We start from the raw sequence: 25,427 nt of genomic DNA, 5'->3' as shown, positions 1-25,427 counted from the left end.
TTGCGTTTTGGGATTTCGGCTGGTGCTACGATGCCATCGACGAACAGCTTTCGTGGCACTTGCGGCAGCATTCGACGCAATTGTCCATGTTACCGACCTTCTCACAGCTGTCGGCGCAGGCCTTGCAAATCGCTGCGCAAGCTTTGCAGTAGTGCGCATGGTGATCGCTATTGCGGCTCATGAAGTCGACGCAGGCAGCACAGGCCGCGATGCAGTCGAGCATCAGCTTGACGTGCGTTTGCTCGACGTGGTTGCCGCCTTCGGACAGGCAATGACTGGTCAGCATGTCAGCACAGGTCGTTTGGCACTCTTGGCAGTTTTCGATGCACTCTTTCATGGATGCGGTTGCGGTACTCATTCGTTTCTCCTTTAGAAATTGTTGTTGCGGCCCCGTTGCCGCTGCATTAGCGGTATGCAACTTGCATACCACTACGGGGTATATTGGAGAATGACTTTTTGACAGCCAGGAGAAATCATGGACCACGATAAGAAACACGAGACGTCCTTGCCGGTCGCCGATCCGTCAACGCAGATCGACCCGGTTTGTGGAATGACCGTTTCGGCGGATAGTCCACGATCGGCTGAGTTCGGTGGCAAGAACTACGTTTTTTGCAGCGACGGATGCTTGAAAAAGTTCCAAGATGATCCTGCGGGGGTGCTGGCGAAGCGATCACAGAAAGAGGCATCAAGCGGTTCGTCTTGTTGCGGTGGCGGCGCAGCGGTACAGATCGAGGAAACCTCGGACACGTCTTCGTGCTGCAGTGGTCACTCATCGACCAAGGCGAGCGATGCGCCCGCAGACCCGACGGCGATCTACACCTGCCCTATGCACCCTGAAATCGAGCAGGTCGGCCCCGGCGACTGCCCGATTTGTGGGATGGACTTGGAGCCGAAGGTCGTCTCGTTGGATGACGAGGGTGAAGATAAGCAGTACGCCAACATGAAACGTCGCTTTTGGGTTGGCGTTGCGTTGTCGGTGCCATTGCTCGTTATCGCGATGGGGCCGATGGTCGGATTGCGGGTCGCGGATTGGATGAGCCAGACGGTGTTTGGTTGGTTGCAGTTGGCTCTGGCGACGCCAGTAGTGTTCTGGTGCGGATGGCCCTTGCTGGTTCGCGGAGCCAAGTCGTTTCGCACGATGAACTTGAACATGTTCTCGTTGATCGCCGTGGGAACATTGGCGGCGTATCTCTTTAGCTTGGTCGTCGTGTTGCTTCCCGGTGTGATCCCAGAAGCCTTCTTCGAGAACGGTGTTCCACCTCTCTATTTTGAAGCCGCGGCGGTGATCATCACCTTGGTGTTGCTCGGGCAGGTATTGGAATTGCGAGCACGACAGCAGACGGGCGGAGCGATTCGTGAACTCATGAAGCTTGCTCCCGATACGGCACACCGAATCACGGACGATGGCGAGGAAGATGTTTCGCTCGATTCAGTCCACAAGGGTGATCGGCTGCGAGTACGTCCTGGCGAGAAAGTTCCGGTCGATGGGAAAGTTCTCAGCGGGTCGAGCAGCGTCGACGAGTCGATGTTGACGGGCGAGCCGATGCCGGTGAAGAAGGTGGAAGGTGACGAAATCACGGGCGGAACGTTGAACCAGACCGGTGCGCTCGTGATGGAAGCCGTCGGTGTTGGCGGTGACACGGTTCTGAACCGCATCGTGCAAATGGTTGCCGAGGCTCAGCGAAGTCGCGCGCCGATTCAAAAACTGGTCGATGTGGTCGCGCGTTACTTTGTGCCAGCGGTGATCGTTTGTTCGATTCTCGCGTTCATCGGCTGGGCTGTGTTTGGTCCGGAGCCGCAGCTTGCACATGCGTTCGTAGCGGCCGTTGCGGTGTTGATCATTGCTTGCCCGTGTGCGTTGGGGCTGGCGACGCCGATGTCCGTGATGGTGGGTGTTGGCCGAGGAGCGAAGGAAGGCGTGCTGATCAAGAATGCTGAAGTCCTCGAAGTCATGGAGAAGGTTGACACGATTGTCGTCGACAAGACAGGCACGCTGACGCAGGGACGACCGGAAGTGACGGGTGTCGAGACGTTTGCTGACTGGAATGAGAACGATGTGTTGACGTTGGCTGCGGCGGTCGAAGCACAGAGCGAGCATCCGTTGGCTCAGGCGGTCGTTCGCCGAGCGAAGGCGGATGAGTTGCAGCTAGTGGAGGCGAGTGAGTTCAACAGTATCACCGGTGGTGGCGTTCACGCTCGCGTCGATGATCATGATGTGTTGATTGGCAAGGCTGACTTGTTGGACGAACAAGGCATCGAGGGCGTCGATGCGGGGCGAGACAAAGCGGGATCGCATCAGGCCGAAGGTGCGACGGTTGTGTTCGTGGCGATCGACAACAAGCTGGCAGCAATTCTCGCCATCACTGACCCGATCAAGCAAAGCACTCCGGCGGCGCTAAAGACGTTGCATGAACTGGGGTTGAGAGTGGTGATGTTGACCGGCGATGCCGAACCGACCGCGAAAGCCGTCGCGGCGAAACTGGGCATCGACGAATTTCATGCTGGGGTTTCGCCCGAGGAAAAGCATGATTTCGTTCGCAAGCTGAAGAAGGAAGGCAAGACAATTGCGATGTGTGGCGATGGAATCAACGACGCTCCTGCACTTGCCGAAGCGAACGTTGGCATCGCCATGGGCACGGGGACGGGCGTTGCGATTGAGTCTGCTGGTGTCACGCTCGTCCGTGGCGATCTTCGCGGTGTGGCTGCGGCGGCAAACTTGAGTCGCAAAACGATGAGCAACATTCGTCAGAACTTGTTTTTCGCTTTCATCTACAACACCCTGGGAATTCCGGTCGCAGCTGGGTTGCTGTATCCGATCTTCGGCGTGTTGCTCAGTCCCATGATTGCAGCAGCAGCGATGAGTTTCAGCAGTGTGTCGGTGATCGCGAATGCGTTGAGATTGCGTGCCGCTAAACTCACCTAGCCTGTGACAAAGCGGGCTTTCGCTCGATAGGAGCCGATCAATACCCATCTAACGACGATCGACCTATCACGCTAAAATCTGGCTTCTTGAAAAGCCAGCCTATCCAAAAGTCTCCACGAATGCTGTCCGACGACGAGAAAAAGAAGCTCAACAACCGACTTCGACGTGTCATCGGACAAGTCGAAGCGGTTGGTCGTATGATCGAGGATGAGGAATACTGCGTGGATATCCTGATGCAGTTGTCCGCCGCGACGGGAGCACTTAACAAAGTCGGCCAAATCGTCTTGGAGCAGCACATCCGATCCTGCGTCAGCGAGGCGATCAAGAGTGGCAGTGCCAAGGACCGCGACGAGAAGATCGAAGAGCTGATGACAGTCTTTCGGAAGTACGGCGAGTGAGGGAAAGCTGGGCGTGGCGGAGGTGTCAGTGAAGAAGCGACGCATCCTTGTTTAGGCTCCCACCTTCCAGACTCCCCATCTTTTTTCAGAAAGTCGTGAAGAAACGTCGGGGCCGTGCATCCAAAGAGCATCAAAGAAGAGATTCCCTCAGTGGGAGTCGTTTGAAAGCTTTTGGAACTGTCCGCCATGAACCGTCGTCACACCAACGCTGCCGCTCGATTGTTTGCTGCTTTTGCAGTAATCGCGGTGCTGTTGGCGTCCTCGCCGGCCGCTCGGGCAGGATCACACGACGCGAAGCCTTGCCCTCATGCGTGCTGCCAGCCGCAGCCGGTCGGGCACGGCTGCTGTGACAGTGATCCTTTGCACGAATGCCCTGCAATGGCTTCGTGTGAGACGACAGTCTGGTTGCCGCCGCGAACTTCTGGCGACGATCCGTCGCCTCGCGGCTTGGATCGCAGCGACTTCTCGCGGATCAGTTGGAAGACCGAATCGGTCGCCTTTGGTCGGCCGGATTCTTTTGTCCGTCCCAACTCTCTGATTGATTGGCACGTTCGTCTTCAGATTTAGCGGTTGGCTCTGCTTCGACCTGCGAAGCCAGACCCAATTCAAAAAACGAAGATGTTTCTGTTTCCCAATCGGTGCATGTCGATGTCGGCCGCGCCATCAATCCTGGAGTTTCCAAAATGTTAGCGACTGTATTCTCTGCTGTTCTGTTCGCCGTTTCCTTCGTCCCCGCTGGCAATGTTGACACCGTCGCATCGGCTCGGCCGACGTGTTGTGCCAAGCATGCATACTGCTGCACCGTCCAAGCGGCGTGCTGTGGCAAGCAAGCGGAAACGACAGCAACCACTGTCGAAGTGGCCGGCCCAACTTCTCAACCGACCTGTTGTGCCAAGCGTGCCTATTGCTGCTCGGTAAACGCACGATGCTGTGGGAAGCACGCTGAATCGAAAGCTGCAACCAGCGACATCGCCAGTTCAACAGGGAAACCAACCTGTTGTGCAAAGCGAGCGTACTGCTGTAGCGTCGGTGCGGACTGCTGCGGAAAAGGATCGGCAAGTGCAACGGAAGCAAAATCGGCTGAACTCAGCTAATCGCGTCTGATTCCGTTCGATCCCATATCGGCCGGACGAGCCTAAAAAACTCGCCCGGCTTTTCTCTGTTAGGTTGCCGTGATGGAAGCGTTCAAATACCGATGGCATCAGTTGCCGATCAGCCGGCAACTGCTTGTCCTCGTCAATGCAATTCTCTTTGGGTTCGTCGTTCTGTTTCTTGTCGTTGACTACCGAGTGCGGATGGATCGGCATTTGAACGAGAAGCAGATCGCGTTGACCGAAGAAGCCAAAACGATGTACGAATCGCTGTTGGTCGCTGAACCTCACGGCGGCGAGGCGATTCAAAATCTGGTCGACAACGTCTGCGCTCGAATGAATACCGACGATTCGCCCGGTCACCATATTGCTGCGGATTGGCGAGGGCTTCCGTACCAAGCTGTCTCGCATGGGCATGCTTCCGACGAAATGCTCCTGGCAATGCGGTCGGCTGCTGATTCAACCCTCGCCAGATCAAACGCTACCGGCGCGCTCGTTGTCGGGTCTTTCACTGGATCAGCGGGCACGGTCTACATTTCAGAGAAACGTTCAGCCGTTGTGGGTGCAACACGCCGCTCGTTGTTGATCCAAATGTTCGGAGTCCTATTGCTGGGAGGGATTACTGCCTTCGTGGTCAGCGCGGTATTACGGCAATTGATCGCCAAACCAATCCAAGGTTTCGTTTCGGCGCTGCGGAGTGTTGCCGCCGGCGACCTGAGCGTGATTGCACGCACGCGAAGCTGTCGAGAACTGAGTTATCTCGCCGATCAAATCAATTCGATGACCGAGGCTTTGGATCACGCTCAGCGCGACCATCGCGTTCACATGGAAAAGGCACGTCAAATTCAACAGAACTTACGACCGACGGTGAATGGATTGGTTGGAATCGACGTCGCCGAGTTGTTCGAGCCGGCCGACGATGTTGGCGGTGACTACTACGACGTGATTCCATTGTCCGATGGGCAATATCTACTGTGCGTCGCGGACGTATCGGGACACGGCGTGCCGGCCGCGATGGCGGCGACGTTGTTGAAGGCGTTTGTGTCGGAAGCGGCAAAGAAATCGTCCAGCCCTGCCCAGATTCTGACAGATGTCAACGAACGATACTGCGAATACGTGATGATGGGACACTTTGCGACGATGACGCTACTGGTCGTTGACCCGAATAGGAGACGACTGACCTACGCCAATGCAGGCCATGAATTTCCGTTCTTGCAGATTGGACGCGAAGCACCGGTGCGATTGAATGTGGGCGACCTGATCTTGGGCGTCGAGGAGGATACCCGCTACAGCGAAGAAACAATCCAGCTCGGCGATACGGCCCGCTTAGTCCTTGTTAGCGACGGAGTGACTGAAGCGTTTGACCCGAGTGAAGAACAGTACGGAACCGAGCGAATTGAGCAGTTGATGAACACGGTCAAACGCTGCAACGCTCGGGAACTGGTTGAAGCGTTTGAGTCGTCCATCGAAACTTTCCGCAAGGGGCGCAAGGCGTTCGATGACACCACGCTGTTGGTGGCTCAGTTAACTTGAATGGGCTGCGGTATCGTCGCCGAGATATCGTCCGATTGTGAATCCAACATCTTTTGAAAGCGTCGGGTAGGTTGCTCGACTGAGTGGTCCGATGCGAAAGAAAGATGCTTGACCAACTTTTTGGAATTGCATTCGTTCGACCGCTCGCAGGGCGTTGTGGTTCGATCCTTCGGTAGTCAGCACCAGGTGTCGGATGCCGGCGCGTTGCAATTCGTCGGCCATCCTGCTCAAGATCGCCGCGTACAGTCGTCGCCCTCGGTAGGCAGGAAGCACCAAGACTTGGAATACGAAAGCGGCATCGTCGGAAAGTTGGATTGGCAGACCAGTTTCGGGTTTGCCGTCGTGGTTCATTTCACCGGGTATGTTTCCAAAGGCGACCCAAGCGAACCCGGCGAGTGACTCGGCTTGAAAGGCTGCAAAGCATTTGGCTGCGCCGGCGTCCAGCATTTCCAAGTCCCTCTCTGGGATCACGTAGTCCAGTTCGGATGTGTGTTCGCGTAGACGCTTGGATGAACACGAACAGATTTCGTATTCGCTCGGCGTTGGCGTTCGCGGCATCGTGTCGATCGGCGACTGATAGAAGTGACTGACGTTCGCGATCGCAAAACGCCGTACTACTCGATACGCCAACCAACGTATCGAGCGTGTGGAGTTAGACTTCATGGTAGAGCGCGCTCCCGCGTTAGTGGCAACAGCTTTCGCCGCCTGATGAGGGACGCTGCGAAACTGAAGTGGGACCGGTTGTGAACGCATTTGCTGCGGGCGGTTGGTAGTCAGTGTCGAAATCAATCGCCGTGTCGTATTGAATGTTGGCGGCAGCTTGCTCGGCGTACTGCTGAGCGGTCACTGCCGGTTCGTCTTTTCGATTGCCCACCCAGGGCAGCGAATGGCATCCGGCGGATAGCGAGAGGGGCAAAACGAGCGCTGCGGTTGCGCAATATTTCCATAGCGATTTCATGACGACGTCCTTGTCGTAAGTTGAAAACAAAAAGGCAGGGACGGCGTGGTGACGTCATCACTTGCGTGATTCAGCCGCGACACCGCCCCCGCGTGAGTCAGATCGGAAGCGAGCAGTTCTCGCTCCCGACTTAGTTAACGAATCAATGGAGCATCGACTCCTTGAGACTTCAGAACAGCCAACCACTTTTGCGGCTCGGCCGCAATCTTCTTCGCGCATCCAGGGCAACAGATGTAGATTGCTTTGCCATCCGCATTGACTTTGTACGGTCCACCCATCGCATCAAGCGGCTCGTCCATCACAGGACACTTCTTTTGGGCCGCAATGAAAGGTGCATCGGCAGAAACCACCTTGAAAATGCCTTCACGAACCTGTTCGGTACCTGCGGGAACTGACGCTTGATTACCGCTGCCGTGAACTATTGCCAAATACTTCGCTGGCTCTGCCTGAATCTTCTTGATGCAGCCTTTGCAGCACAGGTAGATCGGTTTGTCGCCAACCATCACCTTGATCGGCGTACCCATGCCACCGAGAGGTTCATCCATGACGGGACAGGTCTTCTGGGCCGCGATGGCCGCTGCGTCGGCTTGGGTTGAGGTCGAGACAGTGATCTTTGCCGTCGTCGTGGCAGCAGGCTGGGCACTGGCTTGCGTGCCGTTGCCATAAACCATCGCCAAATACTTCGCTGGCTCGGCTTGAATCTTTTTGATGCATCCCTTGCAGCACAGATAGATCGGCTTGTCACCAACCATCACCTTGATCGGTGTCCCCATACCACCGAGCGGTTCATCCATCACGGGACAAACCTTCTGGGTGGCAATGGCTGCTGCATCGGATTGGGTCGCGGTGGTGACCGTGATCTGCGGGCGACCGGCGGCATACTTAGCCGGGTCCGACTTGACCGCGTTCACACAGCCTGCACAGCAAACGTAAAGCTTCTGTCCGTTGACATCGACGGAGACAGGATCACCCATGCTGCCGAGCGGCTTTCCGCTGACGGGGCAGATTTTTTGTCGTGCGATCGCCGCGGCTGCCAGTTGTTGCTCGCTGGCCGGAACGGTGGCGACTTCATTGAAAGAGATTGTGCTGGCCGCAATACCGACCAATTGCACATCGACGTCAATCTGTCGACCAGCGATTTGCGACAAGTTCACAGGAGCCGTCAACGCTCCTTTGCCATCGGGCAACAAGTCGTAGCGATAGCGTTTCGCATTGCCTTCGACTCGTACCGAAACGGCACCGCGTCCCCGGTCAACCGAAACCGGCTGACCAGCGCGGTCGTAGACGAACATTTTCAGCCCGCCTTGTGAAACAATCGTTTCGATTTGCAGGTTGCCGGATTGTTTCAAACTGCCGCCATGCGGCCCTGCTTGCGTCGCTTCGCGAGCCTGCGTCATGCCGGGCATCACGTGGTTGTGTCCAGCGTGATTGTGCTGCGATTGAATCGTCTGCCCAAACACGCTCGATGCGGACATCGCGAGTGAGAAAGCGGTGATGATGAGTGTTCGTTTCATGGGAGAACTCCGTTGTAAAAGTTTCAGGACTCCATCCGTTGGGTCCGTCGATCTTGGTGAGGTTGGTTGATTGGATGCCTGAGTCGTGAATTCCTTCACGGTCAAACGAAAAGTTTTATGCCGCTTTCATGAGTTCCTCCTCCGGCATCGCTTCGGTGCCTTCCCAAAGCTCGTCTTGAAATCCGAAACGCATTTTCAATTCCTGGTAGCCGCAATAGAGCGTCGGCACAATAAACGACGTGAACGGTTCAGCTAACATGCCACCGAACACGGGAATCGCCATCGCTCGGGCAACGTCAGCACCACGGCCTGTCGCGATCAACACCGGAATCAACGCGGCAAGCGTCGTCACCGTGGTCATCATGCAAGGCCGAATGCGTTTGAGCCCGGCTTCGTAAACCACGTTGCGAATGTCTTCGACCGATTCGATTTTGCGTTTCTTGAGCAGTTGATGGATGTAGGTCGCCATTACCACGCCATCGTCGACCGCGAGACCGAACAAAGCGATGAAGCCAACCCAGACTGCCGTATTGAGTTCGACGCCCATCGTTGCCACTGCAATCATGCCGCCAGCGAAGGCGACTGGGATACCGGAGAACACGGCAAGCGAAATCGAGAGGTTTCGGAACTCCATGTAAAGCAACATCAGATTGATGCAGATCACCATCGGAATGATCCACATCAGACGCCGGTTGGCTTCGATCTGATTTCGGAAGCTACCGACGGCTTCGAGGGAATAGCCGGCTGGCAATGACAACCGATTCGGGTCGGACGGAAGCAGCGACTGTGCCGCGCGGAGCTGTTCTTCGATCGCGGAGACCGATTCCAAATCGCCCTTGCTGCCATTGGTCATGAGAGAAACGTGAGCGACGAGTCGACCGTTTTCGCTGTTGATTGCACCCGGCCCCCAAGTCGTTTCCAGCGTCGCGAGTTCTTCGAGCGGTACGACCGCCCCCGAATGTGTGACGACCGGCAAGCGTTTCAGCCCGTCGATCTGTTCGCGCAAGTCACGGTTGTAACGGAGCCGCACTGGATAACGCTCACGTCCTTCAACGGTCTTGATTAAGTTCATCCCGCCGAGTGCGGTCTCGATGACTTGGTTCACCATCGACGAACTCATCCCGTACCGCGATGCCGCCTCACGATCGACGGTGAACTCGACGTAGGGTTTGCCAAGCACGATATCGGGGTTGACGGTGCCGGCGTTGATCAGCGGCGACTTCTTCAGCTCAGCGGAGACATTCATGGCCGCGTCAGCCAACTCGTCGAGTTCGTTGCCGTAAACTCGAATTGCCATCGGTGCCTTGATGCCAGACTGCAACATCACGACTCGGCCCTCGATCGGTTGTAACGCCGACGCGGGCGTGACACCGGGCAACGTGGCGACGCGGTTGATTTCGTCCCACACGTCGCGAGCCGTGACGCCTTCTCGCCACTCGCTTTCGGGTTTGAGCATCACATAGGTTTCGACCATCGCGGCCGGCGCGGGGTCGAGTGCCGATTCGACGCGACCGATTTTGCCGAGAACATCTTTGACTTCGGGAATTTGGCCGATCAAAACATCTTGCGTCTGCAACACTTGCATCGCTTGCGAAAAACTGGCTGCCGGGTACAGCGTCGGCATGTAGAACCAGCTTCCTTCGTCGAGCGCGATCCAGTCGTCGCTCTGCAACCCCGTAAACACATGCTTGGCATCGACGTAGCCGGGAAAGTCATTCAGATCGGCACCGAACAGGTTCGCGAACTTTTCGACCGGACGAAGCACGGTTGGCATTCCGACGTAGGCACCCACGCCGATGATCAACAGCATCAACGGAAACGAAAGCGCGAATGCTTTGTGGTTCAGGGCGTGTCGCAATCGGGCTGCGTAAATCCAGCGAACGAAGCGACTAGACGGGATTTCTTCGATTGGCCGAATCCGCTCTCGCAGCAATTGCCAACCGGCAATGAATCCGATCACTGCGGCGACGGTGGTCACGATCCAGGTTTCCAAGCCGAATCGCTCTGCGAGTCGTGACCCCCACAAGAAATGGGACGCGGCACCGATCAATCCCGAGAGAGACAACGCGGCAACCATCGCGGTCGATTTTCGACGCACGCTGCTCCGCAACATCAATCGGCACAAAGCGGGCACAATCGTGACGGCCGCGATCATCGCTGCAGCAATCGCGAATGTCTTGGTGTAAGCCAGCGGAGAAAACAGCTTGTAATCGCGACCGGTCAAAAAGAAGACCGGCAAGAAACTGACAATGGTTGTCGCCACGGCGGTCACGACGGCCGGTGCGACTTCGACCGTGGCTTCGTAGACGACTTCCGTGCGAGGTTGCTTGATTCTCTCCTCTTCACTGCCAGCCTCCCAATCCGAAAGATGCTGGTAAATATTCTCTGAAACGATGATCGCCATGTCGACCATCGTGCCGATCGCGATCGCGATTCCGGCTAGCGACATGATGTTCGCTCCGACGCCGACCACACGCATCGCAATGAACGACATCAGCACTGCTGCCGGCAAACAGATCGCCACGACGAAACTGCTGCGGATGTGCAATAGAAACAAGAGGATGATGATCGCCGTGATGATGATCTCGTCGCGTAACGCATGCGTCAGCGTCGCCATCGTTTCGTCGATCAGTCCGCTGCGATCGTAGACGCCGTTGATGGTCACTCCTTGCAGCGATGGCGTTATCGCGGCAATCTTGGCTTTCATGCGGTCGATGACGACTCGAGGATTCTCGCCGTATCGCATCACGACCACGCCGCCAACCGCTTCGGCTCCGTTGTAATCCAATGCACCGCGACGAAAATCAGGGCCAATCTGCACATTGGCAATGTCGCGGACGCGAACGGGAACTCCGTCACGCTGCATGATGACGGTGTCCTCGATGTCCTCGACCGCTTTGTCTTTGTCACCGCCAGAGCCGAGGAACCCCTTGCTGCGGACGATGAACTCCATGCCGGTCGTTTCGACTGTCTTAGCACCGACGTCCAAGTTCGATCCCTTGATCGCCATCGCCAACTTGTCGAGCGATACGTTGTGAAAGCGAAGCTTGTCAGGATCGACTTCGATTTGATACTGGCGAACGTAACCGCCGATCGACGCGACCTCGCTGACCCCTTCGACCGCCTGCAACTCGTACTTCACAACGAAGTCTTGCATGCTGCGAAGTTCTGCGAGCCCCATGCCTTCGTCGGGTGGTTGTAACGTGTAGTAGTAGACCTGCCCCAATCCGGTCGCGTCCGGGCCAAGTTGTGGCACGACGCCATCGGGCAACTGTGACGCGGCACTGCCGAGTTGCTCAGAAACTCGACTGCGTGCCCAATAAAAGTCAATTTCGTCCTTGAACGTGACCTGCACGAAGCTGTAGCCGAACATGCTCTTGCCACGCACCGATTCCGCACCGGGAACAGCGAGCAACGAAACGCTCAGCGGATAGGTGACCTGGTCTTCGATGTCCTTTGGCGAGCGACCCGGCCAAGGCGTCAACACGATGACTTGGTTCTCGCCAATGTTGGGAATCGCGTCGATCGGAATCGACTTAAAACTGATCCAGCCAGCGACGCTTAGACCAATGGTCAGCAATACCACCAGCCAAGGTTCTTTAACGCAGAAGCGAATGATTAGATTAAGCATGGTTCGTCTCCTTATTGCACCGTGCGCGCGATTGAGGGAACCATGCCCGCGGGCATTGCCATATCACGAACTACTTCGCCGCATGTCAGCATCTCGCTGCCCCAATATGGGTTCTGCAAGTCGCCGCCGGGCTGCATCCAGTCGCCACCGCCGCCGGGAACCATCGGGCAGTAATAGTGCGTCAACTTCACAGCCGTCTTCGGCCCGCGAGCCACCGTGGCCGCTCGCAACATTGCGTGACTGACACCGCGATAGGCCTCGCGAGCCGTTTCTAACGAACCGTCCAAGCGTGACGCCGCGCGGCGAGCGGTTGCGAACCGCCGTTGAGCTTCATCGGGAACATTGGCCAACATTTCCAGTTCGCGGAGACCTTCGATCAGTGTGTTCAACGCAACGGGCGGAGGCGTTTGGTCGGCCGCCATCGCACACTGGATTTCAAAGTACGCGTCGTAGGTTCGATCAAGCGTATTGCCAGCGTCGCTGGCCAGCATGACAGGAGTTGTATTAGGGAGCTCAAGCGGTCCCGGCGAATAGCTCGGTGCTTTCGTCGGGTCCATCAACGAAGGATTGCCGGCGAGCTGCATTTGTGAGTCGATCAGGAAATTGCCGGCTGTCGCAACCGTCTCACCAGCCGACAGTCCTTCCACAATCACCGCTTCTTTGCGATTCATGGGACCGATCGTCACTCGGCGAATCTCAAAACGTCCGGGTTCGGTTTCGACGTAGATCACACTGTTTTCACCAGCAAGAAGCACGGCGTCGCGCGGCACAGTTACGACTTGCTGCATCGGCAAGGGTTCTGATGCGAACCCAAGCTGCGACGTCGGCACCAAATCCATGTCACAAAGCGGACACTTACCGGGTTCGTCGCGGATAACTTGCGGGTGCATCGGGCTGATGTATTTGTTCGCCAGTGCCGGATCGTAAACTTGGTCCATTGGGATCGCCGGCACGGTCACCCGAGCGGTCGCGTAGTCGCCCGGTCGCAGTTTGCCGTCAAAGTTCATGATCTCGACTCGCACGCGTACCGTTCGAGTCTTGGGGTTCACGGTTGGGTCAATGAAAGCGACGCGGCCCGTGAATACTTCGCCCGGCATCGACTGTATTTCCGCTTCGACTTGTTGGCCGAAACGAACAGCCGATGCGTCGTCGGGGAACAGGTCAAGCATCAACCAAACACTGCTTAGGTCGGCTACACGGTAAAGCTTGTCTCCCGTTTTCACATAGTCGCCCTCAACCGCTGACTTTTCGATAACGGTTCCTCTCTGCGGTGACTTGATGCGAATGCGCGACATTGGTTTACCCGACTTCCCCAACTGCTCGATCTGACTTTCCGTCATGCCCAGTTCCGTCAAATTCTCCCGCGCCATCTTGTTCAGATCGCCGCCAGAGATTTGAAAGCGACCGATCTTGCCATCGCTGTTCATGCTGGTGATGAACTCGGTTTGTGCGGTGTAGAGCTGTGGGCTGTAGATCAACGCCAGGTCGTCGCCATCATTGACTTTCACGCCAGCGTAGTTCGCGTACATCTTTTCCAAGCGGCCGTCGATGTATGCGCTGATGGTCGAAAGTTGGCTTTCGTCGAAGTCGATCGAGCCGATGGTGCGGATCGTTCGATTGACTTCGCCCATCTTCGACATCGCGGTTTGAATACCGACCAATCGCCGGGCGGATGGTTCGATGGTGACCGAGATACCATCGCCGCCTCCGCCGCCGGTCGCTTCGACCAATTCCATCGCACACACCGGGCATCGTCCGGGTTCGGTCGACGGTGGCGTACACATCATCGGGCAGATGTATCGTTTGTCTTCGCCACCGCCGGCTTCCGCGAGGGAATCGCCTTGGCCGCCCGAGAAACCATCGGCAGTCAACCACGCAGTCCGCTGGGCGACCCCGAGTAAGAAAAACACAAGACCAGCAACGACGACTACCGTTGCGGCTTGCACACCCGTGCGCACCAGCCACTTCATCCCGCCACCACTTTTCGGTGCGGTCGGTTTGGCTTCAATTGGCGAGGGCGTTTCTTCGGCAACCGTTTCCACTGGCTCGCTATCAGTCGGCGCATCCGCATCCGCGCCGCTGACTTGGTCGTCAACTTCGGCTTCGTTAGGTTCGATTGGTTCGTCCTGATTCATGACAGTTCTCGCGGCGTTTTCCGGCACAAAGTATGTTTCCATCCACGGGCGATTGCCCCTGAGGCGACCGGCCGACGCGGTTGGTCACGAGGGGCACTTCGTGAATCAACATCGCCGACCGGTCATTGCCTCCAGGCTATGACCGGCTCATTGTTTTGGTGACGCGAATTGGATCGCGTGGGGATTGCATCTGGATAGACTTCACACGGAACGAGCGCGCAGCATCATTCGCATGAAAGCCAACTTGAAAACGAGAAGCTACGAGCGCGCAGCTCTCCTATCGAGACGACGCTAGATGCGCCAGATGCAAAGGAACCGCTGAGAGAAATGCGGTGAGTGATCGCCGATCGGCAATCGTGACATCAGTTGATCTGGACGAATTGAAAGTCCAGCCTCGGATGCAACGTGATCCAAGTACGTAATCACGACCAATTCACGAACCTGAGGAACAGGTACGCGATGTGGTGCCGGTGCTAGCGGTTCTGATCGAATGCCACACATGCACGATGACAACGCAACTTGGTCTTGAACCAATTTCTCGTCGTCGGATTTCGGTGGCTCGGGCACGACATCGGAGATTTCACCGAACAGGTCGTCATGCTTTGGTTGTTTGCGTTTCTTCGCACAGCAAGTTCCGGCGTCTTCGTCGTTGCCGTTACAGCAACCGCACAGTTCGCCGTCCGTTTTCACTTCACAGCATTTGCAAGCGTGGCAGACCGTTTCGGCCCCGCAGCACTGACCTTGAGCACATGTTCCCTGCGCAGCCACCAGCGTCATCGGCTGAATCACCATTGCAGCGATCAGACAAAGATTAACGGCGGTGCGAATTAGGGGGGAGTTGCTCACTGTGACCTTCCGAAAAGGATACCCATGCCCGGTATATGAACTGTATCGGAAATTTTGCCGAAGAGTTCAATAGGAATTACCCGGTTAGGCAAACTTTGACTGCTCAATTATAGCTCATTAGGACCTGAACGCCATGGATCGGCATTCTTTGAGACTCAGAACGACCCACGCCAAACGATTGCTGCTAGCAGCATTGGTTGCCGCGTCGACGTCTGGTTGTGCCTCCCAGCGTGGTGTTCAGGTCGCAAAATCTACCACTTCGGCCCCCGTGTCGAGCCCGACATCGGTCACGAATAGCGACGTCGACTGGCAGCAAGTCCTTAGCGAGCCGGAAACTGCTTCCGTACAGCCCGTCGGCTACAACGACGGAGTGGTGATCGCATCGCCCGCCGTCTTCGCTCAACCGCCCCAGGACGACGGAAAACGAAGTTTCGGAGACTTCCTGCAACTCGATCCGCCCAAGGAAGATGGGGACAACGAGAGCAAGGAAGGTGAGGAGAAGGATGGTGATGAACCGGACATGAAGGAAAAGGGTGACGACAAGAACACCGAAGGTAAAGACTCCAAGGATCGGGAGTCCGACGAAAAGGAAGACTCCAAAGATGCTGAGGCCGATCGCACTGCCGAGCCGATCGCGACGCCTGCGCCCAATGGCCAGCCCGTCGAGTATTTCGTAGGCACTGCACTCGCACGTCACCCTAAAATCCTCGCTGCTAGGCAACGTGTCGCTGCGGCATCCAATGTCATCCCGCAAGCCAAAGCCTTGCCCGACCCGACATTCAACAACACCTTCTGGCCTTTGCACGACAACGCCATCCAAACCGCGGCCGGCCGAGTCGCCAATCAGATGTCGGTCAACCAAATGGTCCCGTTTCCCGACAAGCTGAAAACCAAAGCGGTCATCGCCAGCCGCGAAGTGCAAATTGCTCAAACGGAAGTTGACGCGATTGCTCGCGAGATCACCGAGTCCGTTCGTCTCGCCTACTACGAAGTTTGGTTCGCAACCCGCGCGATCGACATCATCGAAGAAACCAAGGACCTCGTTGCCGACCTGACTGACGTTGCCGAGGCGCGTTATCGCAGTGGCGGTTCACAACAAGACGTGTTGCGTGCCCAACTCGAAACCGACCGACTTGACGAACAACTCATCACGCTTGCAAGACAAAAGCTGGTTGCCCAAGCCGACCTCGCTACGCTGCTACAGCAACCCGTCGGGATTCTTCCCGAAGCGACGGATGAACTGAGCATCACTGACACGCCCCAGCAAATCGAAGAATTGATCGCGTTGGCCGAACAGTGTAATCCGAAGCTACGCGGCCTCGCATGGGAAATTCAACGCGACCGCGACAAAGAACGCTTGGCCTGCTTGCAGCAGTATCCAGACTTCAGCGTCGGATTGAATTGGGGATTGGTCAGCGATAACCATGACGTTCTTAGCCCAGTGGCCAACGGAAACGATCAACTCAGCGTCAGCTTCGGTACAACATTGCCAATTTGGCGAGAGAAGATCAACGCCGGAGTCCGCGAAGCAGCTCACCGTCGCAGCAGCACCACTCGCCGACTGGAAGCCGAACGCGACGAACTGTACGGCAAGATTCGCCGCCTGATTGTTCAAGCCGACGCCCTGGTCGAGCAACGCGACATCTACGAAGATCGTATCATCCCGCGAACAGAAGACACACTCAAACTTTCGATCGCCGACTACCGTGGCAAACGGACGGACTTCTTCACCTTGATCGAAACCTACCGCGAGCTACTAATGTTTGAGACCCAACTCGCCCGCATCGACGCCACACTGGCCGGCACGATCGCCCAGTTGGATCGCACGGTAGGTTGCCCTCAATAAGAAGTAGGGGGTGTTGGGGGGTGAAGGAGACGGGAGAACACAGCTCCCTCCTCCTTCACTCCGGACTCCCATCTATCAACCTCCGCAATTCACGCCGTGCCCGGTTCAACCTCGATCCAACCGTACCTTCGGGGATGTCTAGCGTCTGGGCGATCTCTTGGTACGACAAACCGCTCTCTTCTTTGAGCGTGAAGATCGCCCGCAATTCCGGATCGAGTTGATCGAGTGCCTGGCGTACCATCGCGACTCGTTCGTCTTGCTCGACGTGGTCGGTTTGGCCACCGGTCGGCTCGACCACCAGTTCTTTGGTCCGCCGATGTTTCTCGCGGCGTAGATGCTGCAGAGCTTCGTTGGTGGCCAGTCGATACAGCCACGTTTCAAACTTCGACTCGCCGCTGAACTGCTCGAGCTTCGTAAACGCCCGAACGAAAGTTTGCTGCGTTAAGTCGTCGGCGTCCTGCTGACCGACCATCCGCACCATTAAGCGGAAGACGCGATCCGCGGTGGCCTCGTAAATCTGGCGGAGCGCAGCGCGATCGCCGCCGGCACCGGCCTTAACCGTTGCGTCGTCGATTGGCTCTTTGACATTGCTCTCACTGCGATGCTCCATTTGTCAGATTGTACCGATACCCAAGGGGGGTACTAGCGGCCTTTGGGTTCGGCGTGCCGTGGCGATTACCGACCAATGCGGTCGCGCATCACACAGGCCATCGCGACTTCGCGTTGGAATTTGAGATTTCTCCTGGCATTCGGATACCTCGGCACCGTATTTGCGAATTCGTTTGGGAACTCGAATCACAAACAAACCAAGGAAAACGACATGACCAACTACCGACTTTTTGGAGCGATGATCGCCACTTCGACCGCAGTCATGCTGTTGGTGATGTATCTGAACACCTACGCGATCGACCACGTCTACTGGAGTGAGACTCGCTTCTACATGGCACTCGTCATGGGAGCGACGATGGCAATGATTATGTTGTCGTTCATGCTCGGCATGTATAAGAGTACGAAGACCAACGTGGCCATTTTCGCTACCAGCATCGCCGTCTTCGCTGGGTCGCTGTACCTCGTACGCAGCCAGGAGACCGTTGAAGATGTTTCGTGGATGAAAGCCATGATCCCACACCACTCGATCGCGATCCTGACCAGCGAACGAGCCGAAATCACCGACCCTCGAGTCCGCGAACTGGCCGACCAAATCATCCAAACCCAAAAGAAGGAGATCGCGGAGATGCAACGACTGATTGCGGACTTGGAAAACGAAGAAACGAATGCATTGGCATTGAAACATTGACTCGCGAATGACCTCTATTGTTTGTATGCCAATAGTCGCAATGCGTTGAAAACGACGACCAGCGTGCTGCCTTCGTGCAATGCAACTGCGGGGCCGATGTTGAGGCCGAGGATCGTGGCGGGGACGAGAAACGCTACCATGCCGAGACTCATCCAGAGGTTTTGACGGATGATGCGGCGGGTTGCGCGGCTGAGTCCGATGGCGAGCGGCAAGTGGTCGAGGTTGTCTGCCATTAAGGCGACATCAGCGGTTTCGAGGGCGACGTCGCTACCGGCGGCTCCCATTGCAATACCGACGGAGGCGGATGCCATGGCCGGCGCGTCGTTGACTCCGTCGCCAACCATGGCGACGCCGCCTTCACTTTGTAGCTTCTTGATTTCGTTGACCTTGTCTTCAGGCATCAAGTCGCCGCGGGCTTCGTCGAGACCCACTTCCTTCGCGACCGCGTTGGCGACTTTCTGGTTGTCGCCCGAAATCATAATCATCCGCACGATGCCGAGCTCGCGAAGCCGCGAGATCGTTCGCTTGGAGGCTTCACGGGGTGTGTCCATCAAACCGATCACGCCGAGGTAACGATCACCGCGCCGGACGATCATCGTTGTGCGTCCGTTCTCTTCGAGCGATTCGACAATCTCGCGTACGCTGTCTGACAGCGGTGGCCCGTCGACTTCGGCGAACAGATCGTCTTTGCCAATGTGAACAATGTCTCCATCGACCGTCGCTTGAATGCCGCGACCGGTGATACTCTGCAAATCAGTCGCATCAGGAATCTCTCCGCCACTCCCAGACTCCCCGTCTCCCAATCGTTTCTTTCCGTCGCGAACAACGGCTTTGGCAAGCGGATGTTTGCTGAGGTCCTCGACTGCGATAGCGGTTCGTAACAGTTCGGTCTCATCGACACCGTCAGCGGTGCGAACGTCGGTGACTTTGGGTTCGCCCTCAGTGAGCGTTCCGGTTTTGTCAAACGCAATCGCGTCGAGACTGCCGAGGCTTTCCAACGGTCCGCCGCCTTTGACTAGAATTCCGCCGCGGGCGGCTCGGGCGACGCCGCTGAGCACCGCACTGGGCGTTGCGATCGCCAACGCGCACGGGCTTGCGGCGACCAGAACCGCCATCGCTCGATAGAACGATTCGCTGAAGGTTTCGTCGATGACGAACGGTGCGAACATCAACAGTACGACACCGGCAATGACCGACGGGACAAAGTATCGCTCGAACTTCTTGGTAAACTTTTGCGTTGGCGACACCCGTGTTTCTGCTTCGCTGACCATCGTGACGACACGGGCCAGTGTGTTTTCAGATGCGAGCTTGGTGACTTGGATTTCGAGCGACCCCGATTGATTGATCGTTCCCGCGAATGCACGATGCTCTGGCGGAAGCGACTCGGGATCGGATGCGGCAGCGGTAGCGTCATCAACGGGGCGTTTGTCGACAGGCACGCTTTCGCCTGTGATCGGTGCTTGGTTGATACTGGACTCGCCGGCGGTCACGAAACCGTCCGCCGGGACTCGTTCGTCGGGTTTGATGATGACGCTTTCGCCGACGATCAGGTCTTCGACGGGAATTTCTGATTCGTTGCCATCGCGTCGAACCCGTGCAGTTTTCGGTGCCAGATCGGACAACGCTTCGATGGCACGTTTGGCTCGCCCCATCGCGTAGCCTTCCAAAGCGTGACCGATGCTGAACAGGAACAACAGCAACGCGCCTTCGGCCCACGCTCCCAACGACGCGGCACCTGCGGCAGCCACAATCATCAGGAAGTCGATCTCAAACTTGCCGGCTCGGATTTTCTCGATCGCTTCGGTAACGGTGTAGTAGCCGCCGAAAAGGTAAGCGGCGATGTAGCACCCCAGCGGAATCCAATGGTTCAGGTCGGCGAATGTTTCGAGCAGCCAACCGACTAACAGAAACAGGCCGCAGAGAATCGCAAAGATCAACTCCGACTTCGGTCCGAAGATGCCACCGTGAGCATGGTCATGACCAGCATGATCGTGATCGTCTTCGTGACCTTCATCGTCTTGCCGATGGCCCTCATGCTCGTCGCGATCTTTCAGGTCAGACGATGACCAATCATCCAGTGCCCTTGCGATCGTCGAAGCGTCGGTTGTTTGACGATCGAATTCGACTCGAACGGCTCCGTCCGGGGAAACAACCGATTCGATAACTCCGTCGATGCGAGCCAGACGCGACTCGATGGCGGACGCTCGGCGTGCGTGCATCGGCTCAACTCGCTTATGCCAATGCCCGTATCGCTGGTCAAGCTGCGTGCCGGCACGCCGTGCCATTTCGCGAACCTCTCCCGTCGATACCACATTCGGGTCATAGTGCACGCAGATTTGGCCAGGGCTTTCATCGCTTAGCTTAAGCGAATGTGCGGCGTCGATTCCTGCTTTGCTTTGCAGCAATTCCGCCAGCCGCCTGACGCACGAATCGTCCGCATCTTTGACCGTGGGTAGAAGCAGGTTGAGTTCAATCTTTTCTTTTCTCATGCGTATGTCGATCTCATTTGGGTTAGTCGTCACCTTTTCGCCTATGTGTTTCCAACATCACCAAATGCGAGCCTTGATCGGACTGCAACAGAAAGAGCACTGGCTTACCAGGCTCCAGCTCTTTAATGATCTCTGCGTACTGGGCTAGGTTTTCAATTCGCCGATCGTTGATGCGAGCAATTACCATGCCAGCCGCTATGCCCTCGCGATACGCTTCACTATCGTAAGAAACATGCGTAATCAACGGGCCGTGTGCATCCAGTGGAAGGTCAAGCTCACGAACCAGCGACGGAGTCAGCGTCGCGAGTCCCAGGCCGTTGAGCGAATCGTAGTGCTCGAATGAATCCGTTGGCGGCGTCTGGGGAATTGTCGGTGTTGCGTTAGAGTGCGATGCGTGCTTCAGCAAAATCTGTAAATCAACGACCTCGTGGTCGCGAAGCACTTTCATCGCCTGTGATTTGACAGTTGCCGCGTTCGCGTTGATTGAGTCCGGGTCAAAAGATTGCGTCACAAGTTTACCGTCAAATTCGGTAATCACATCACCCTCCCGCAAACCCGCGAGGCTGGCTGGCGAACGTGGCATGACGGCCTTCACATACAGACCAGCCGGAAGCGATGGCTCCAACAGCCTGGCCATGTCGGGAGTCAGCGGTTGGGTTTCAAAACCAAAACGGCATCGCTCGACGTAGCCGTTCATGCGAAGTTGCTCAGTGACATCTTTAACAACATTGATGGGCGTTGCTAATCCGATGCCTTGAAACTCGCCAGTCGTCGTGACGGCTCCTTCGATGATTCCAACGACTTCGCCATGCAGGTTCAGCAACGCTCCGCCGGAACTGCCGGGATTGGTGCAGGCGTCATTCTGAATTAGCGGATAGGGTGAACTCGGAACCCATCGCTGCGTCGAACTGATGATCCCTGCACTGACAGAACGTTGAAGATCATAGGGAGAAGCGAGCGATATGACCCAATCGCCAACACCCAGGCTGTCGGAGTCCGCCAATTTAACCTCTTGCAGGTCGGCAGCGTCTTTGAGTTTGATGATCGCCAAGTCGGAGATAGGATCGCAAACGACTTCGCTGGCATGGAACTTTTGCCCGTCCGCCGTTCGCACAAACACCGCGTTGGCATTTTCAACGACGTGGCTGCAAGTGAGCACCCAGCCGTCACGGTCGATGACGACCCCCGAGCCCTGGTCGTCGGGAGAGTCAGGTGGCGACGTTGTGGTTGGCCGATATGTCGATGGCCCAGATTGATGACCGTGAATCGCTCTTTCACGCAACCGCATAGGAAGTGTCATTCTTGGCCCACGCAAAGCGTAGACAGTGACGATTCCGGGCGAAACCTGATCCGCAACTTTGCGGACAAGGTTCGACAGATCGTTCGCCGATGCAACGTCCGCATGAGATTCAGTTGAAACTGGTTCCGCCGAAATGGCGATCGTCGCGATCATCGACGCAAACAAAGTGCAAGCAATGGTTCTGCAATCAAACTTCATGGGAGATGTTTCCGTTCGAGAGGTGAATCCGTTTAGTTCTGCTTGGTTAGGGTGATTTCACTGCCGACCAAGTTGACACCCGGAGTGGTTCGGGCGATCGCGACGACCAACGCACGGTCGTTGACATCATCAACGGTGCCGGTGAGAGTGACGTGCCAGGACTTATCGCTGGAGACTTGCACTTCGTCAAAACCATATCGCTTGATGATGCGTTCGACTCTAACGCTGAGTGTCTCAGGATTCGCAGGAGGGTGCTTGGAGCTTTGCGATCTCACTTTGCAGCCTCGTACAAGATTCGCTCGTACTTGAGCCAGCGTCGGAGTTGCCGTTTCATAACCCGAGCGATGATGTAGAGAAGAATGCCGCTGCCGAGCAGGATGTACCACGATGTTTCGATGGCGACATTGCCTTGCTGAGCTTCGTGCATCGCCAATTCCAATGCCGGGAAGGTCAATGCGATGACCGCGACGGCAGCAGACTCGGCTCGAATGACTTTCGGGATGTCTAACGGGAGTTCCGCTGACTTCCATTGCCGAAGTCTTGGTGCGAACGCGGGCGTGCGATTGGACCAATCGGTGAACACACTGCCAAACGTTTTTCGCAAGAACGCTTCCTCGGTGAACATGATGCGTTCGTAATACAACGCGAATGCCATCAGGTAGACCACAACCAACCAGGGAGCCGCGGAGTGCAACACAATGCCGAGGGCAATCAGGAAATTGCCGAGGTACAGTGGATGCCGGACGATGGAATAGAAGCCGGTTGTGTTGAGTGTTTCGGCAACTTGCGTTTTCGTGTTGCGACCCGATGTTCCGTCAGCGGCGTGGCCAACTGTGTGAAAGCGAACCGCCAATCCCACTAGCGAAACGCCGAGACTGATGATGCTCCAAATGAAATGCAAATTGGGATGCAATTCAATCACGGGATATCGCAGCACGGCGGTCACGATCAACGGTAAGATCACGAACGGCAGATAGCTGCGCCAGCGGAACAGCCACGATCCAGTGCGTTCAAATTCTTCAATGAGGGCCATAGGGATTTCTGTTTTCGGGTTGGGAGGTGAAAAACGGCTCCCGGCGCGTCGGCTGGTGAGTGACGCGGTCCGGGAACCTAGCTAACGGCTGAAGGGCAGCCATCAGTTTTCTAGTTGGGAGTCTGGGAGACACGGAGACAAGGAGTACGATTTCTCCCTGGCTCCCCCTCTCCCAACTCCCCATCTTTTTCTCATGCGGCTTTTGCAACGGCGACCTCGTGGGTGACTCCGGCGACTAAGCGAATGGTGCGGTGCGCGAACGCGGCGGTGTCGGCGTCGTGGGTGACCATGACGATCGTACGTCCGTCTTGGTGAAATTCATTCAGATAGCTCATTACCTGTTGGCGAGTTTCTGAATCGAGGTTTCCGGTCGGTTCATCGGCCAAGATGATTTGTGGGTCGTTGGCGAGCGTCCGTGCCAAAGCGACTCGTTGTTGCTGGCCTTGGCTCATTTCGGACGGACGGTGATCGGTTCGATCAGACAACCCAACGCGGTCGAGCATCTCCATCGCACGCTCTTCTTGTTGTTTGGCGGTTTTGCCAGACAACATGAGTGGGATTTGCACGTTTTCGCGGGCAGTCAGCCACGAGATCAAGTTGAACGATTGAAACACGAAGCCGATCTTGCGGCCTCGTAATGCGGTGCGTTCTTCCACCGACAGGTCGTACAAGGATTCGCCATCGAGCATCACGTCGCCAGTGGACGGCGCGAGCATGCCGCCGAGAACAGATAGCAGTGTTGTCTTGCCGCTTCCGCTCGGCCCAACGATCGCAATGAAATCGTTGTCGGGAATCGTGAGGTCGGAGTTGTCGAGTGCCGTGACGATTTGGCCTCGACGTTCGTAGGTCTGGGTGACAGCTTTGAGTTGATACATGGGGAAATTGTAGATTTGAGATTGAAGATTTTAGATTTAGTGGATGAATTGAAGATGACGGCAGAAATGGAGCATGATTTCTTTTCAATCTCCAACCTGCAATCATCAATCTTCAATCGTTAAACACGAGGCATGGGTCGAGACCAGCGGCGCGGCGGGCGGGTAGTAGGCTAGCGGCGACCGCGACGATCGTTGCCGTACCCATCCCCACGCCCAGTAGCATCGGCATCGGTTGTACGTGAATGCCCAACAACTGCGGTCCAAGCACTGCGGCGACGATGGTGCCAACAACAAAGCCCGCTGCTCCACCGACGAGTCCCAAGACCGCAGCTTTGCCAAGGAACATTTGTGTGACAAAGTTGCGACTGGCTCCGATCGCCATCAGCGTGCCGATTTCCTTGCGTCGTTCGGTCACGTTGGCGTACATCACGCTGGCGATGCTCGTGGCACCGACCAGCAGCAGGATCGACAGGAACACCCACGACAAACGTGACATCAGTCCGTTGACGGCGATTTGCGTTTGCACCACTTGGGCGATCGTGACGATTCGCGTCTCGGGAAGTTCGGCGGACAGGTTCGTGATTAAGTCGCCCGCTGAATCTTCGCAGCACGCCATGATCTCGATAACATTCACCACTGGTCCGGCACCCGATAGGTCTTGGACGCTGTGCAAGTGAGCGAACATGCGTCCGTCGTCAATCGTCCCAGTCGCGGGCAGCACCGTGAGGACCGTAAAGTCATCACCGAGTAGCGACAACGAATCGCCGGTTTTCGCTCCCAGTTGGCTGGCGAGATCACGTCCAAGGATCACATCGCGGTCGCCCAACTCTGCGATCGTGCGAGTTGTCGCCAGTGAGTTCGGATCGTCATCCCCCGCACCGGTATCAGCCGCAGTGGCACAGCAACCGGCATCGCTACCGACCGCATTGCCCAACATCCCGAGGCCCTGCCAAGCTGCTTTGGCTTGAAACTCGCTGCGGGGCAGGATACCAGTCAGCGTGACGGGAATCGTGTCGACGTCCGCCTCAACGCACAATTTTGGAGCCAAGTTTTCGACGCCGGGCAACCGAGCGAATGCAAGCCGAGTGACGTATTCTTCGGGCATCGTCTGCCCGTGCATATCGGCGCCGTAGTAGTCTTGCAGCGTGACGCTGGGCGGCAAAACCAAGACGTTCGCACCGAGCGACTCCATGTCACCAGCGATCTTGCGTTCCGTAAACACCGTGATGTTTTGAATCGCAACGAGTGCTGTGACGCCAAGCGTGACGGCCAGCAAACTAGTCAGCATCGGAGTGGGCCGCTGCCAGAGTTCTTTCCATATCATGTGTCGAAGTTTCATAGAATCCGTTCCGTCGATTGA

The 25,427-nt window shown here is 56.4% G+C and carries 21 protein-coding genes; 7 read left to right on the top strand and 14 right to left on the bottom strand.

The genetic code is table 11. The annotated features are described in order from the left end of the window. Positions 1 to 25: 25 nt before the first annotated feature. Complete coding sequence (locus NB063_RS09125) at positions 26 to 358, bottom strand: four-helix bundle copper-binding protein (RefSeq protein ID WP_250928430.1); 333 nt, start codon at positions 356 to 358, stop codon at positions 26 to 28. Between the two features lie 117 nt (positions 359 to 475). Here NB063_RS09125 and NB063_RS09120 point away from each other — a divergent pair, with 117 nt between their 5' ends. The 5 genes from NB063_RS09120 (at position 476) to NB063_RS09100 (ending at position 5,945) form a co-directional block, all read left to right on the top strand. Continuing rightward, positions 476 to 2,923: a heavy metal translocating P-type ATPase gene (locus NB063_RS09120; protein WP_250928429.1), complete on the top strand. Its 2,448-nt coding sequence runs from the start codon at positions 476 to 478 to the stop codon at positions 2,921 to 2,923. Between the two features lie 119 nt (positions 2,924 to 3,042). Then, complete coding sequence (locus NB063_RS09115) at positions 3,043 to 3,321, top strand: metal-sensitive transcriptional regulator (RefSeq protein WP_007328345.1); 279 nt, start codon at positions 3,043 to 3,045, stop codon at positions 3,319 to 3,321. 186 nt (positions 3,322 to 3,507) lie between these two features. Then, positions 3,508 to 3,888 carry a hypothetical protein gene (locus NB063_RS09110; RefSeq protein ID WP_250928428.1) on the top strand — a complete coding sequence of 127 codons (381 nt, stop codon included), beginning with the start codon at positions 3,508 to 3,510 and terminating at the stop codon, positions 3,886 to 3,888. A 116-nt stretch (positions 3,889 to 4,004) separates the two neighbouring features. Continuing rightward, positions 4,005 to 4,415: a hypothetical protein gene (locus NB063_RS09105; protein WP_250928427.1), complete on the top strand. Its 411-nt coding sequence runs from the start codon at positions 4,005 to 4,007 to the stop codon at positions 4,413 to 4,415. An 81-nt stretch (positions 4,416 to 4,496) separates the two neighbouring features. Continuing rightward, entirely contained in the window at positions 4,497 to 5,945 is a 1,449-nt protein-coding gene (locus NB063_RS09100) for a PP2C family protein-serine/threonine phosphatase (RefSeq protein WP_250928426.1), read from the top strand. On the opposite strand, the gene NB063_RS09095 is transcribed toward NB063_RS09100, so the two are convergent. The 6 genes from NB063_RS09095 to NB063_RS09070 form a co-directional block, all read right to left on the bottom strand. After that, complete coding sequence (locus NB063_RS09095; RefSeq protein WP_250928425.1) at positions 5,937 to 6,608, bottom strand: GNAT family N-acetyltransferase; 672 nt, start codon at positions 6,606 to 6,608, stop codon at positions 5,937 to 5,939. The genes NB063_RS09100 and NB063_RS09095 overlap by 9 nt on opposite strands. Before the next feature lie 19 nt (positions 6,609 to 6,627). Then, the gene (locus NB063_RS09090; protein WP_250928424.1) at positions 6,628 to 6,903 is read right to left on the bottom strand and encodes a hypothetical protein; all 276 of its coding nucleotides are present in this window, start codon (positions 6,901 to 6,903) and stop codon (positions 6,628 to 6,630) included. A 134-nt stretch (positions 6,904 to 7,037) separates the two neighbouring features. Next, positions 7,038 to 8,417, bottom strand: a complete 1,380-nt coding sequence (locus NB063_RS09085; RefSeq protein ID WP_250928423.1) for a hypothetical protein — start codon at positions 8,415 to 8,417, stop codon at positions 7,038 to 7,040. A 115-nt stretch (positions 8,418 to 8,532) separates the two neighbouring features. Continuing rightward, positions 8,533 to 12,048 (bottom strand): efflux RND transporter permease subunit, encoded by a 3,516-nt coding sequence (locus tag NB063_RS09080; protein WP_250928422.1) that lies wholly within the window; start codon positions 12,046 to 12,048, stop codon positions 8,533 to 8,535. 11 nt (positions 12,049 to 12,059) lie between these two features. After that, positions 12,060 to 14,183, bottom strand: coding sequence for an efflux RND transporter periplasmic adaptor subunit (locus tag NB063_RS09075; protein ID WP_250928421.1), 2,124 nt, complete (start codon positions 14,181 to 14,183; stop codon positions 12,060 to 12,062). A gap of 291 nt (positions 14,184 to 14,474) precedes the next feature. Then, a complete protein-coding gene (locus NB063_RS09070; RefSeq protein ID WP_250928420.1) occupies positions 14,475 to 15,029 on the bottom strand; it encodes a hypothetical protein in 555 nt (184 codons plus the stop codon). Positions 15,030 to 15,162: 133 nt separating this feature from the next. Here NB063_RS09070 and NB063_RS09065 point away from each other — a divergent pair, with 133 nt between their 5' ends. Beyond that, positions 15,163 to 16,875 carry a TolC family protein gene (locus NB063_RS09065; RefSeq protein WP_250928419.1) on the top strand — a complete coding sequence of 571 codons (1,713 nt, stop codon included), beginning with the start codon at positions 15,163 to 15,165 and terminating at the stop codon, positions 16,873 to 16,875. A gap of 55 nt (positions 16,876 to 16,930) precedes the next feature. On the opposite strand, the gene NB063_RS09060 is transcribed toward NB063_RS09065, so the two are convergent. Next, on the bottom strand, positions 16,931 to 17,485 hold the full coding sequence (locus NB063_RS09060) for an RNA polymerase sigma factor (protein ID WP_250928418.1): 555 nt from the start codon (positions 17,483 to 17,485) through the stop codon (positions 16,931 to 16,933). A 210-nt stretch (positions 17,486 to 17,695) separates the two neighbouring features. Here NB063_RS09060 and NB063_RS09055 point away from each other — a divergent pair, with 210 nt between their 5' ends. After that, positions 17,696 to 18,172 carry a DUF305 domain-containing protein gene (locus NB063_RS09055; protein ID WP_250928417.1) on the top strand — a complete coding sequence of 159 codons (477 nt, stop codon included), beginning with the start codon at positions 17,696 to 17,698 and terminating at the stop codon, positions 18,170 to 18,172. Positions 18,173 to 18,186: 14 nt separating this feature from the next. Here the strand turns inward: NB063_RS09055 and NB063_RS09050 are convergent, their stop codons facing one another. The 6 genes from NB063_RS09050 to NB063_RS09025 all read right to left on the bottom strand — a co-directional run bounded on the left by NB063_RS09050 (position 18,187) and on the right by NB063_RS09025 (position 25,406). After that, positions 18,187 to 20,661 (bottom strand): heavy metal translocating P-type ATPase, encoded by a 2,475-nt coding sequence (locus NB063_RS09050; RefSeq protein WP_250928416.1) that lies wholly within the window; start codon positions 20,659 to 20,661, stop codon positions 18,187 to 18,189. Between the two features lie 22 nt (positions 20,662 to 20,683). Beyond that, positions 20,684 to 22,159 (bottom strand): trypsin-like peptidase domain-containing protein, encoded by a 1,476-nt coding sequence (locus NB063_RS09045; RefSeq protein WP_250928415.1) that lies wholly within the window; start codon positions 22,157 to 22,159, stop codon positions 20,684 to 20,686. Between the two features lie 32 nt (positions 22,160 to 22,191). Beyond that, positions 22,192 to 22,434, bottom strand: coding sequence for a BON domain-containing protein (locus NB063_RS09040; protein WP_250928414.1), 243 nt, complete (start codon positions 22,432 to 22,434; stop codon positions 22,192 to 22,194). Continuing rightward, positions 22,431 to 23,192: a methyltransferase family protein gene (locus tag NB063_RS09035; RefSeq protein ID WP_250928413.1), complete on the bottom strand. Its 762-nt coding sequence runs from the start codon at positions 23,190 to 23,192 to the stop codon at positions 22,431 to 22,433. The genes NB063_RS09040 and NB063_RS09035 overlap by 4 nt, the downstream gene beginning before the upstream one ends. A 191-nt stretch (positions 23,193 to 23,383) precedes the next feature. Then, positions 23,384 to 24,067 carry an ABC transporter ATP-binding protein gene (locus tag NB063_RS09030; protein ID WP_250928412.1) on the bottom strand — a complete coding sequence of 228 codons (684 nt, stop codon included), beginning with the start codon at positions 24,065 to 24,067 and terminating at the stop codon, positions 23,384 to 23,386. 112 nt (positions 24,068 to 24,179) lie between these two features. Then, the gene (locus NB063_RS09025) at positions 24,180 to 25,406 is read right to left on the bottom strand and encodes an ABC transporter permease (protein ID WP_250928411.1); all 1,227 of its coding nucleotides are present in this window, start codon (positions 25,404 to 25,406) and stop codon (positions 24,180 to 24,182) included. Positions 25,407 to 25,427: the final 21 nt, after the last annotated feature.

It is taken from the genome of Aporhodopirellula aestuarii (assembly GCF_023701485.1).
Taxonomy (GTDB): Bacteria; Planctomycetota; Planctomycetia; order Pirellulales; family Pirellulaceae; genus Rhodopirellula; species Rhodopirellula aestuarii.
The sequence above is the reverse complement of the archived record's forward strand: the minus strand, read 5'-3'. Positions and strand labels throughout refer to the sequence as shown.

What these genes read in the sequence shown, in the direction of transcription:
- NB063_RS09125 (WP_250928430.1), bottom strand. Translation starts at nt 358, where the DNA reads ATGAGTACCGCAACCGCATCCATGAAAGAGTGCATCGAAAACTGCCAA.
- NB063_RS09120 (WP_250928429.1), top strand. Translation starts at nt 476, where the DNA reads ATGGACCACGATAAGAAACACGAGACGTCCTTGCCGGTCGCCGATCCG.
- NB063_RS09115 (WP_007328345.1), top strand. Translation starts at nt 3,043, where the DNA reads ATGCTGTCCGACGACGAGAAAAAGAAGCTCAACAACCGACTTCGACGT.
- NB063_RS09110 (WP_250928428.1), top strand. Translation starts at nt 3,508, where the DNA reads ATGAACCGTCGTCACACCAACGCTGCCGCTCGATTGTTTGCTGCTTTT.
- NB063_RS09105 (WP_250928427.1), top strand. Translation starts at nt 4,005, where the DNA reads ATGTTAGCGACTGTATTCTCTGCTGTTCTGTTCGCCGTTTCCTTCGTC.
- NB063_RS09100 (WP_250928426.1), top strand. Translation starts at nt 4,497, where the DNA reads ATGGAAGCGTTCAAATACCGATGGCATCAGTTGCCGATCAGCCGGCAA.
- NB063_RS09095 (WP_250928425.1), bottom strand. Translation starts at nt 6,608, where the DNA reads ATGAAGTCTAACTCCACACGCTCGATACGTTGGTTGGCGTATCGAGTA.
- NB063_RS09090 (WP_250928424.1), bottom strand. Translation starts at nt 6,903, where the DNA reads ATGAAATCGCTATGGAAATATTGCGCAACCGCAGCGCTCGTTTTGCCC.
- NB063_RS09085 (WP_250928423.1), bottom strand. Translation starts at nt 8,417, where the DNA reads ATGAAACGAACACTCATCATCACCGCTTTCTCACTCGCGATGTCCGCA.
- NB063_RS09080 (WP_250928422.1), bottom strand. Translation starts at nt 12,048, where the DNA reads ATGCTTAATCTAATCATTCGCTTCTGCGTTAAAGAACCTTGGCTGGTG.
- NB063_RS09075 (WP_250928421.1), bottom strand. Translation starts at nt 14,183, where the DNA reads ATGAATCAGGACGAACCAATCGAACCTAACGAAGCCGAAGTTGACGAC.
- NB063_RS09065 (WP_250928419.1), top strand. Translation starts at nt 15,163, where the DNA reads ATGGATCGGCATTCTTTGAGACTCAGAACGACCCACGCCAAACGATTG.
- NB063_RS09060 (WP_250928418.1), bottom strand. Translation starts at nt 17,485, where the DNA reads ATGGAGCATCGCAGTGAGAGCAATGTCAAAGAGCCAATCGACGACGCA.
- NB063_RS09055 (WP_250928417.1), top strand. Translation starts at nt 17,696, where the DNA reads ATGACCAACTACCGACTTTTTGGAGCGATGATCGCCACTTCGACCGCA.
- NB063_RS09050 (WP_250928416.1), bottom strand. Translation starts at nt 20,661, where the DNA reads ATGAGAAAAGAAAAGATTGAACTCAACCTGCTTCTACCCACGGTCAAA.
- NB063_RS09045 (WP_250928415.1), bottom strand. Translation starts at nt 22,159, where the DNA reads ATGAAGTTTGATTGCAGAACCATTGCTTGCACTTTGTTTGCGTCGATG.
- NB063_RS09035 (WP_250928413.1), bottom strand. Translation starts at nt 23,192, where the DNA reads ATGGCCCTCATTGAAGAATTTGAACGCACTGGATCGTGGCTGTTCCGC.
- NB063_RS09030 (WP_250928412.1), bottom strand. Translation starts at nt 24,067, where the DNA reads ATGTATCAACTCAAAGCTGTCACCCAGACCTACGAACGTCGAGGCCAA.
- NB063_RS09025 (WP_250928411.1), bottom strand. Translation starts at nt 25,406, where the DNA reads ATGAAACTTCGACACATGATATGGAAAGAACTCTGGCAGCGGCCCACT.